Genomic DNA, 9,950 nt, shown 5'->3' on the forward strand with positions numbered 1-9,950 from the left:
CTCTATCACGGCACCCAGCAGATCAACCAGGGCCAGATGGACCGCTGGTCGATCGTCACCACGCTCAACTATCTCGCGCATGACGAGGAAGTGGAGATCGTGCTGGCGAAGGCCCATCACTATCGCACCCAGGAAGGCCGCGATATCGTCAACAAGATGGTGCGGCTGGCCGATCTCACCCGCAACGCATTTGCCAACGGCGATCTGTCGACGGTGATGAGCCCGCGCACCGTGATCACCTGGGCGGAGAACGCCGACATTTTCAGCGATATCGGCTTTGCCTTCCGCGTCACCTTCCTCAACAAGTGTGACGAGCTGGAGCGGCCGCTGGTGGCGGAATTCTATCAGCGCTGCTTCAATACGGAACTCGCCGAATCCGCCGTCAATGTAGCGTTGAGCTAGTTCCATGCCTTCGATTTCGGTCGAGCGCACGATCGGAAAGACGAAGAAGGCGGTGCTCGGCGGATTGATCCGTTACAACAACGATAAGATGGGCAAGCAAAAATACAAGCGGCTTGCCGTCTCGTTGCGTGAGGGGAATGCGATTGTTGGCGGTATCGTCGGTGAGGTTTGGACCGCGGTGTTGTTCATACAATTTTTCTGGCTGGAGCAGCATTTGCGTCGCAAGGGCTTTGGGGCGAAGTTGATCAAGGCGATCGAGGTCGAGGCAAGGCGTTTCGGGGCGACCCGTGCCTATGTCGATACGATGAGCTTCCAGGCTCCCGGTTTTTACCGCACCTGCGGCTACAAGGAATTCGGTTCGATTGAAGGGTATCCCGGCGGCGTCACGCGGCACTGGCTCACGAAGACACTATGACCACATCCAACAGCAAGTTTCGCACTGGACCGAAGGAAGCGCCGACCGAGCCTTTCAAGCGCTCGGTAGCGGCATGCCTGCGCGCGATTGCGAAAAAGCCGGAGCTCGAGGTGTCGTTTGCCGCCGAGCGGCCGGGCCTGTCGCCCGGCAAGGCGCGATTGCCGGAGCCACCGCGCAAGATGTCGAGGCGTGACGCCGCCATCGTGCGCGGCCATGCCGACTCCATCGCGCTGAAGCTCGCTTGTCACGACCCGAAGGTTCATCGCAAGCTGATGCCCGGAAATCCTCAGGCGCGCGGGGTGTTCGAAGCCATCGAGCAGGCCCGGGTCGAAGCGCTCGGCTCGCGGCGGATGGCGGGCGTTGCGAAGAATCTCACGGCGATGCTCGACGATCATTTCCACCGTGGAAAATTCGACGAGATTACCGATCGTGCCGACGCTCCGTTGTCCGACGCGCTGGCAATGCTGGTGCGCGAGCGGCTGACCGGACTCGCGCCGCCGGCGGCGGCACGCAAGATGGTCGACCTCTGGCGTCCGATCCTGGAAGACAAGATCGGCGCGCGGCTCGACCGGCTCGACCGTGTCGCCGAAGACCAATTGAAGTTCGGCGATGCGGTACATGATTTGTTGACGGCGCTTGAACTGGGCGACGACCGGAACGCCGAGGCCGATGAGGACGAGAACCAGGACGACAGCCGCGACGGCGAGAACGATCAATCCGGCGCCGACGGTTCGCCGGAGTCCGACGCCGCGCAGGAGATGAGTGCCGATCAGGCGCAAGCCACCACCGAAGAGATGTCGGACAGTGCGATGGAGAGCGCGCAGGCCTCGACGTCCGATACGTTCGACGACGGTGACCTTGGCGACGACGAGACGCCGGGCGAGGCGACCCGGCCGAACGCGCGCAGCCAGAACGAGCCGCGGGGCCCCGAATACCATGCCTTTGCGCCGAAGTTCGACGAGGTTATCGCGGCGGAAGACCTTTGCGACCACGATGAGCTCGAGCGGTTGCGCAGCTATCTCGACAAGCAGCTCGCGCATCTGCAAGGCATCGTTGCGCGGCTCGCCAACCGCCTGCAACGGCGCTTGATGGCCCAGCAGAACCGCGCCTGGGAATTCGATCTCGAGGAAGGCATTCTCGATCCCGCCCGCCTGTCGCGGGTCGTGACCGATCCCTATCATCCGCTGTCGTTCATGCATGAGAAGGAAGCGACCTTCCGCGACACCGTCGTCACGCTGCTGCTCGACAATTCCGGCTCGATGCGCGGCCGCCCCATCACGGTCGCCGCGACCTGCGCGGATATTCTGGCGCGCACGCTGGAGCGGTGCGGCGTGAAGGTGGAAATCCTGGGCTTCACCACCCGCGCCTGGAAGGGCGGACAGTCGCGCGAGGCGTGGCTTGCCGCCGGCAAGCCGCCCAATCCCGGCCGTCTCAACGATCTCCGGCACATCATCTACAAGTCGGCCGACGCGCCCTGGCGACGGGCCCGCAAGAATCTCGGCCTGATGATGCGCGAGGGCCTGCTGAAGGAAAACATCGACGGCGAGGCGCTCGACTGGGCGCACAAGCGCCTGCTCGGCCGGACCGAGCAGCGCAAGATCCTGATGATGATTTCCGACGGCGCGCCGGTCGATGACTCCACGCTGTCGGTCAATCCGGGCAATTACCTGGAGCGGCATCTGCGCCATATCATCGAGGAGATCGAGACCCGCTCGCCGGTCGAACTGATCGCGATCGGTATCGGCCACGACGTCACGCGATACTACCGCCGCGCGGTCACCATCGTGGATGCCGAGGAGCTTGGCGGCGCCATCACCGAGAAGCTGGCCGAACTCTTCAGCGAGACCCATGGCGCCGCGCCGGCTCCAACAGGTTCCCGGCGCCGGCTGCACTCGTGATCCCGTGTGATTCTGCACGGAAAAACTGCGGGCTTCGGCAGGTCCCGGCGCGGTTTCCTCCAAGGAGTTGCGGGGGCGGGTCTTTCCGCCATAGCCGCTTCCGGCATTGCGCGGGCGCAATTCATAGCGCCTCCGATGTCGCCTGGTTCGGCCAGCGATGCCTCAACCGATGCTCCCATATCGATCGAGGTCAAAGCCCGTTCCATCCCCTGGTTCGATCGCCACGACCATGACCGGGTGCGTTTCGGCTCACTGGGATATCGAAGCGGGCTGGTCCTGACCTCGTCCTTTCCGCGTTTCGGCGGATTGTCGGGGTTGCGGCTCGATCTGAAAGGCGAGCGCTTCATTTCCTTCAGCGATCGCGGCCACTGGTTCACCGGGCGCATCTCGTATGAAGGCCGCGCAATGACGGGGCTCGCCGATGTCGAGTCGGCGCCGATGCGGGGGCCTGACGGCAAGCCCATCACCGCCCGCGGCTGGTTCGATTCGGAATCGATCGCGCTGGATGGCTCGTTTGTGTACATCGGCTTCGAGCGCATCAACAAAGTTCTGCGCTTCGATTTCAGCAAGGACTTTACCCGCGCGCGGGGCGAAGTCGCGCCGCTGCCGAAGGCGGCGAGTAAATTGCCAAACAACAAGGGACTGGAAGCGCTGGTATTCGTACCGAAAGGCCAGCCGCTGGCGGGAACGCTGATTGCGATGTCCGAGCGCGGCCTCGACGCCAGCGGCAATCTCATCGCGTTTCTGGTCGGCGGTTCGACACCAGGACAGTTCAGCGTTCGCCGCAGCGAGGAATTCGATATCAGTGATGCCACACTGTTGCCGACCGGCGATCTCCTGATCCTGGAGCGGAAATTTTCCTGGCTATCCGGAATTGGCATTCGCATCCGGCGCATCCCGCTCAAGTCGGTGGCGCCGGGGGCCGTAATCGACGGCCCCTCGATTTTCGAAGCCGATCTCGCTAATGAGGTCGATAACATGGAAGGCATTGACGCCCATGTCACGGAAGAGGGCGAGACCGTGCTGACGATGGTGTCCGACGACAATTTCTCGCCAATCCAGCGCACCCTGCTGCTGCAATTTACGTTGGATGGATAACGGATGGGCAAGGTGGTGGGATGGGCGATGGTTGCGGCAGTTGTGCTTGCGGTCTCCGCCGTACAAGCCGAACCCTGGCCATCGCGCCTGATCAAGGTGACGATCCCGTTTGGCGCCGGAAGTGCTGCCGACGTCGTGCCGCGCGTGGTGTTCGACCGGCTGGCTGCCGAACTCGGCCAGGCCATCGTGGTGGAAAATCGGCCCGGCGCCGGCGGCACGATCGGCACCGCGGCCGTCGCGAAGGCGGAGGCGGACGGCTACAACGTGCTCGCCCAATCCTCGGCGCTGTCGATTTCGCCCGCGATCTATCCGAAATTGCCCTTCGACATCACGAAAGACCTGGCCTCGGCCTTGATGATCGGCGTCAGCGCCAATGTGATGATCGTGCCGGTGTCGCGGCCATGGAAAACCGTGCAGGACTTCATCGCGGACGCCAGGGCAAGGCCCGGCTCGATTGTCTTTGGCTCGGCCGGCGTTGGCAGTGCGACACACATCAGCGCGGAAAAATTCCGTCTCGCCGCCGGGATCGAAACCACCCATGTTCCCTATCGCGGCGGCGCCGAAGTGGTTGCCGATATTTTGGGCGGCCGAATCGATTTCTACTTTTGCCCGCTTGCCACCGCGCTGCCGCTGATCAGGGAGGGCCGTGTACACGCGCTCGTGATCTCGACGCCGAAGCGCTCGGCCGATTTGCCTGACGTGCCGACCCCGGCGGAAGCGGGCCTGAAAAATGCAGAAAGCGTATTCTGGCTGGGCGTTTTCATGCCGGCGAAGACGCCGCGCGATGTCGTCGAGCGGTTTCACGATGCGGGAATAAAGCTCCTGGCCGAGCCGTCTATGCAGGAGAGCCTGACGAAGCTGGGTGTCGAGCCGTTCCCGATGACGCCGGCGGAGATGGATGCGTTCGTGGCGCACGAGATTGCGGACAATCTCGAGCTGATCAAGGCCGCGGGGATCAAACCGTAGACCATTGCGTTTACGGAAGCCCGTTCTACGCATTCGACATTCGACGTTCATCATCGGGGTGAACTATAGATCGTAGCCAGCGACCTATTTCCATTGCCGGATGCCGTTTCATGAGCGCGCTGTTTTCCCCTATCCGTCTGCGCGACCTGGCGCTTCCGAACCGCATCATGGTTGCGCCGATGTGCCAGTACTCGGCTGAGGACGGTAAAGCGAACGAATGGCATTTCACCCATATCAACAATCTCGCGCTGTCGGGTGCGGGGATGTTCTGTGTGGAGGCGACCCATGTCGAAGCGATCGGCCGCATTACGCCGGGATGCCTCGGTCTGTGGAACGACGCAACCGAGACGGCGCTGCGGCCGGTGCTTGCTTCGGCCCGCCGGCACTCGACGATTGCGATCGCGATCCAGTTGGCCCACGCCGGCCGCAAGGGATCGAGCCACAAGCCCTGGGATGGGGGGCAACAGATACCGCTTGCCGAGCGAGGATGGCAGACGGTGGGCCCCTCCGAGGTCGCGCACAAGGAGGGCGAGCTGAAACCGCTGGTGCTTGATCCGGTGGGGCTCAAGCGTATCCGCGATGCCTTCGTGGAATCGGCGCGGCGCGCGAACCGCCTTGGCATCGACGCCATCGAGCTGCATTGCGCACACGGCTACCTGTTGCATCAGTTCCTGTCGCCGATCTCGAACCGGCGTAACGACAAGTATGGCGGCTCCCTGCAAAACCGGATGCGTTACCCGCTCGAAGTATTCGACGCCGTCCGCGGAGTATTTCCCTCGAAGAAGCCGGTTGGGATCAAGGTCTCGGCGACCGATTGGGTCGAGGGCGGCTGGGATATCGAGCAGACCATCGAGTTCGCCAGGGAATTGAAGAAGCGCGGGGTCGACTGGATCGACGTTTCTTCCGGCGGCGTATCGCCGCAACAGAAAATTCCGCTGGCGCCCGGCTATCAGCTGCCGTTTGCGCAAGCGATCAAGGAGGCGACCGGGGTGACCACCATGGCGGTCGGCCTGATCACGGAAGCGAGCCACGCCGAAGAGATCGTCGCTTCCGGCAAGGCCGATATGGTCGCACTCGCCCGCGGCATGCTTTACGACCCGCGCTGGGGCTGGCACGCCGCGGCCCAACTCGGCGGCGAGGCGTATGCCCCGCCGCAATACTGGCGCTCGCAGCCCGCTTCGCAAAAGGCGCTGTTCGGCGAAACGCGATTCGGCGCGCGGTAGAATTGTGCTAGTCGTCGCTCGGCGGCCGATCATGGTTCTTCGTTGCGTGGCTATTCTGGCGGTCATAACGTTGATCGCCGGAACGGCCGTGGGCGCGGAACAAGCGAGCGGGAAAGACGTGAGAATGTCCGGGTTCGACATCGAGGCCCATCGCGGCGGCCGCGCGCTGTTTCCGGAAAACACGCTGGTCTCATTTGCCAATGCGCTCTCGATGGGCGTCTCCACGCTGGAGCTCGATGTCGGCGTGACGCGCGATGGCGTGCTGGTGATTTCCCATGAACGCGGACTGAACCCCGATCTCGCGCGTGGCCCCGACGGCAAATATGTCGCCGCGCCCGGCATCCCCTTCGTTCAACTTTCGCTCGACGAGGTGAAGCAATTCGACGTCGGGCAGATCCGTCCCGGCAGCACCTATGCCGCGCAATTTCCCGATCAGCATGCGGTACCGGGAACGCGAATCCCCACGTTGAAGGACCTGATCGACCTGGTGCGCCGGTCCGGCGATGGCCAGGTGCGCCTCAACGTCGAAACCAAGATCGATCCGAACCACCCCGACGAATCGCCGCCGCCTGAACGCTTCGTCACGCTGCTGCTCGACCTCCTGCGCACCGAGAAGTTCGAGGACCGCGTCATGGTGCAGTCGTTCGATTGGCGGACGTTGCAGCTTGTGCAGAAGCTCGCGCCTGAAATCCCCACCGTCTATCTGACGGTGCAATCGGGAAGGGATCCGACAGTTTTTTCGGACAAGGCCTCGGAATGGACGGCCGGCTTCAACCCGGCCGAGCATGGAAGATCGATCCCGCGCACGATCAAGGCGGCGGGCGGCGCGTTCTGGTCGCCCTATGCCCGCGACGTCACGCCGGCGCTGATGGCGGAATCCCATGCGCTCGGTCTCAAGGTTGTGGTCTGGACCGCGAACCAGCCGGAGGACATGGCGCGCCTGATCGGGATGGGCGTCGATGGCATTATCTCCGACCGGCCGGATCTCTTGCGCAAGGTCGCGGCCGAGGAGGGCATCGCGCTGCCGGCGGCATTTCCGGTGACGCCGTAGCGTCCGTAGCATCGATCACGCCTTCTTCGGCATCTCCGCGAGCGCACGCAAGGCCGCGACGTAGCCGTAAGGACCGAGCCCGCAGATCACCGCGGTCGCGGCGTGGGAAATCTTCGAGTGACGGTGATGTTCGTCGCGGGCGTGGATGTTGGAAATGTGCACTTCCAGCACCGGGCCCTCGAACGCCTTGATCGCATCGACCATCGCAATCGAGGTGAAGGAATAGGCGGCGGGGTTGATGATGACGGCGTCGGCCATCTCGCGCGCCGACTGTATCAGATCCACAAGCTCGCCCTCGTGGTTGGACTGGTGAAAGGTGATAGTGAGGCCGAGCGAGCTCGCCTCGCGCTCGCAATTCTGTTTGATCTGCTCAAGCGTAGTGGTGCCGTAAATATGCGGCTCGCGCACGCCGAGCAGATTGAGATTCGGGCCGTTGAGGATCATCACTCGTTTCATGGCGCGCCTTTCAAGCTGGAGTTTGGAACGACCTGCAACAGCGACGGAAGTGAGCCCCCTCTCCCACAAGCGGAGAGGTGAAGGAGGCACGGGTCGATCCCATTCCTTCGGCCATGCATCTCACATCCCGAATACCGCGACGGCGCGAATCGGCGAGGCCGTGCCGCCACGCCATTTCAGCGGCAGGCCGATAAAGGTGAAGGGACCCGCGCCCAACAACGTCTCGAGATTGCACAGGCTTTCGATGTGGGTGATGCCGAGTTCGAAACAGGCCTTGTGCACCAGCAGGTTTTCCTTGCCGTCGGGCCCCGGCCGCATCGAATCGATGCCGAAATGCACCACGCCCTTTTCGGCGAGCCATTCGGTCGCCTTCACGTTCACGCCGGAATTTTCCGTCCCGTATTCCTTGCGCGGAAAGGTTCGCTCGTGATGGCCGGTGCACAAGAGCACTGTGCCGCCCTTCGGCACCGGATGGCCTGATTTCTTGACCGCGGCCTCGAGGTCAGAAGGCGCGATCTCGGCGCGCGGCGCGATGTGGCGCAGGTCGATGCAGATGCCCGGCACGATGCATTTTTCCAGCGGATATTTGTCGATCCCCTCGCCGCGCGTGTCGAAATGCCGGGGCGCGTCGATATGGGTGCCGCCATGGTCGGGCATGGCAAAATACATCGACGCGAGACCGTGCACATTGCCGCTGTCCGCAAACGACTCTTCATGCGTCTTCCACACGCCGTGAATGATCGCGGAATGGCCGGGATAATTCGGCGTGCGGTGATAGAGCTCGCGGCTGAGGTCGACAATCTTCACAAACAGTCCTTCCCTGAAAGGTGTATGTCGTCGCTGCGTTCGCAGGGACCCATACGCCGCGGCGTTGTCATTTTAGTACGATGGCCGCCGGCTTTTCTTCTCCAAACAAAGAGTGGTGGTTATGGGTCCCTGCGTTCGCAGGGACGACATTATCCAGTTGTTTCGCTCACTTTACCCTCATATCACACCGGCTTGATGCCCGCCTTGGCGATGACATCGCGCCATTTCGGCACTTCGGTTTCGATGTATTTGCGCAAGCCATCCGGGCCGTGGGTGACGACTTCATAACCGTTGTCGCGCAATTTCGCGACGACGGCGGGCTGCTTCAGCACCTCGATTGATTTCGCCGCCAGTTTTTGCACGATGTCCGGCGGAGTTTTGGCCGGTGCAAAGAAGAACTGGGCGGTTTCGGCGATAAAGTCCCTGTAGCCAAGCTCGATCATGGTGGGCACATCAGGCAGATCGGGCCAGCGGTGCTCGCCGGTGCCGGTGAGCGCCTTGATTTCGCCCGACTGCACACAGGGCAATGCCGCCGGCAGAGCCGCGACCGCCATTTGCGTGGTGCCGGCAAGCAGCGCCTGGATCGCGGGGGCCGCACCGGAAAACGGTACGTGGGTGATTTCGACGCCGCCGACGATCTTGAGCAGCTCGGCGGAAAGATGCGGCGTGGTGCCCGCACCCGGGCTCGCATAGTTCAGCTCGTCGGGCTTCGCCTTGGCGCGCGCGAACAACTCGGCGATCGAATTGACGCCGAGCTTCGGCGACACCACGATCATGTTGGGCGTGGTGCCGAGTTCGGTGATCGGCGCGAAATCCCTGAACGGATTGTAGGGAATCTTCGCAAACAGGCTCGGGTTGACGACATAGGCGCTGGAGGTGACGAGCAGCGTATAGCCGTCGGCCTCCGCATGCGCGACGTAGCCGATTCCGAGATTGCCGCTGGCGCCGGGGCGGTTCTCCACAATGACATTACCCGGCAACGCATCGGCGAGACTTTGCCCCAGGATGCGCGCCATCACGTCGGTCGGGCCCGCTGGCGCAAACGGCACAATGATCTTGATCGTCCGCTCCGGATAGCCTGTCGCCGCGGCCCGCTTCGTTCCAAATGTCGAGAAGGTCGCTGCACTCGCCGCCAGGCCGGCGGTCTTCAGGATCTGGCGGCGTGAGGGCGGCGGATTTTTGTGGTTTGGCACGATTTTACTCCCCGACGTTTCTTCGGTTTTTTGCATCACATCATAGTTGGGAGGTTAATTCGAGCCCTTGATTGGGTTTCTCGATGGCCTCGCGAAACTTGCTCCCAACGTCGTCCCTGCGAAAGCAGGGACCCATACGCCGCGGCGCCTGTTTTGAAAGACGCCTGTCGACGGCTTTCGCGCCCTAACGCAAACCTGTGGTTATGGGTCCCGGCTCAAGGCCGGGACGACGGTGCAAAAGCCAAAACACACGATCGCATTCCCGCGGCGCGCTGCGCCCGAGGCATTGCAAAAAATTCCGCCCCTCGAAAACAAGGGCGCAGGGAATGCCGGGCGCTCGCTGCGCCCGAAGCCTCGCGTGCGAAAAATAAAAAGCACGGCGAGTTAGTCACCACGGTCACACCGGTTTCACCCGGCATTCCCCGCGCGAATGGTTTTAAC

The 9,950-nt window shown here is 62.6% G+C and carries 11 protein-coding genes; 8 read left to right on the forward strand and 3 right to left on the reverse strand.

What is annotated here, in order from left to right; all coding sequences use genetic code 11:
* The 7 genes from WB528_RS19765 to WB528_RS19795 all read left to right on the forward strand — a co-directional run.
* On the forward strand, window positions 1–402 hold a 402-nt coding region (locus WB528_RS19765; RefSeq protein ID WP_423890091.1), incomplete at its 5' end, for a CbbQ/NirQ/NorQ C-terminal domain-containing protein.
* Between the two features lie 4 nt (window positions 403–406).
* A complete protein-coding gene (locus WB528_RS19770; RefSeq protein ID WP_423890092.1) occupies window positions 407–817 on the forward strand; it encodes a GNAT family N-acetyltransferase in 411 nt (136 codons plus the stop codon).
* Complete coding sequence (gene cobT / locus WB528_RS19775; protein WP_423890094.1) at window positions 814–2,715, forward strand: cobaltochelatase subunit CobT; 1,902 nt, start codon at window positions 814–816, stop codon at window positions 2,713–2,715. Before WB528_RS19770 ends, cobT begins: the two co-directional genes overlap by 4 nt.
* A gap of 135 nt (window positions 2,716–2,850) precedes the next feature.
* Window positions 2,851–3,813, forward strand: a complete 963-nt coding sequence (locus WB528_RS19780; protein ID WP_423890095.1) for an esterase-like activity of phytase family protein — start codon at window positions 2,851–2,853, stop codon at window positions 3,811–3,813.
* Window positions 3,814–3,816: 3 nt separating this feature from the next.
* Window positions 3,817–4,779: a Bug family tripartite tricarboxylate transporter substrate binding protein gene (locus tag WB528_RS19785; RefSeq protein WP_423890098.1), complete on the forward strand. Its 963-nt coding sequence runs from the start codon at window positions 3,817–3,819 to the stop codon at window positions 4,777–4,779.
* A gap of 110 nt (window positions 4,780–4,889) precedes the next feature.
* Window positions 4,890–6,002, forward strand: a complete 1,113-nt coding sequence (locus tag WB528_RS19790; protein WP_423890099.1) for an NADH:flavin oxidoreductase/NADH oxidase — start codon at window positions 4,890–4,892, stop codon at window positions 6,000–6,002.
* 124 nt (window positions 6,003–6,126) lie between these two features.
* A complete protein-coding gene (locus tag WB528_RS19795; protein WP_423890101.1) occupies window positions 6,127–7,053 on the forward strand; it encodes a glycerophosphodiester phosphodiesterase in 927 nt (308 codons plus the stop codon).
* A gap of 15 nt (window positions 7,054–7,068) precedes the next feature.
* Here WB528_RS19795 and aroQ read toward each other — a convergent pair whose 3' ends face one another.
* The 3 genes from aroQ to WB528_RS19810 all read right to left on the reverse strand — a co-directional run bounded on the left by aroQ (window position 7,069) and on the right by WB528_RS19810 (window position 9,509).
* Window positions 7,069–7,509: a type II 3-dehydroquinate dehydratase gene (gene aroQ, locus WB528_RS19800; protein ID WP_423890102.1), complete on the reverse strand. Its 441-nt coding sequence runs from the start codon at window positions 7,507–7,509 to the stop codon at window positions 7,069–7,071.
* 120 nt (window positions 7,510–7,629) lie between these two features.
* Window positions 7,630–8,316: a cyclase family protein gene (locus WB528_RS19805; protein ID WP_423890103.1), complete on the reverse strand. Its 687-nt coding sequence runs from the start codon at window positions 8,314–8,316 to the stop codon at window positions 7,630–7,632.
* A 182-nt stretch (window positions 8,317–8,498) separates the two neighbouring features.
* Window positions 8,499–9,509 (reverse strand): Bug family tripartite tricarboxylate transporter substrate binding protein, encoded by a 1,011-nt coding sequence (locus tag WB528_RS19810; protein WP_423890104.1) that lies wholly within the window; start codon window positions 9,507–9,509, stop codon window positions 8,499–8,501.
* A 153-nt stretch (window positions 9,510–9,662) separates the two neighbouring features.
* Between WB528_RS19810 and WB528_RS19815 the strand changes: the two genes are divergently transcribed.
* Window positions 9,663–9,950 (forward strand): hypothetical protein (locus tag WB528_RS19815; RefSeq protein ID WP_423890105.1); only part of this gene is annotated, 288 nt, incomplete at its 3' end.

The organism is Bradyrhizobium sp. (assembly GCF_049586575.1).
Lineage (GTDB): Bacteria > Pseudomonadota > Alphaproteobacteria > Rhizobiales > Xanthobacteraceae > Bradyrhizobium.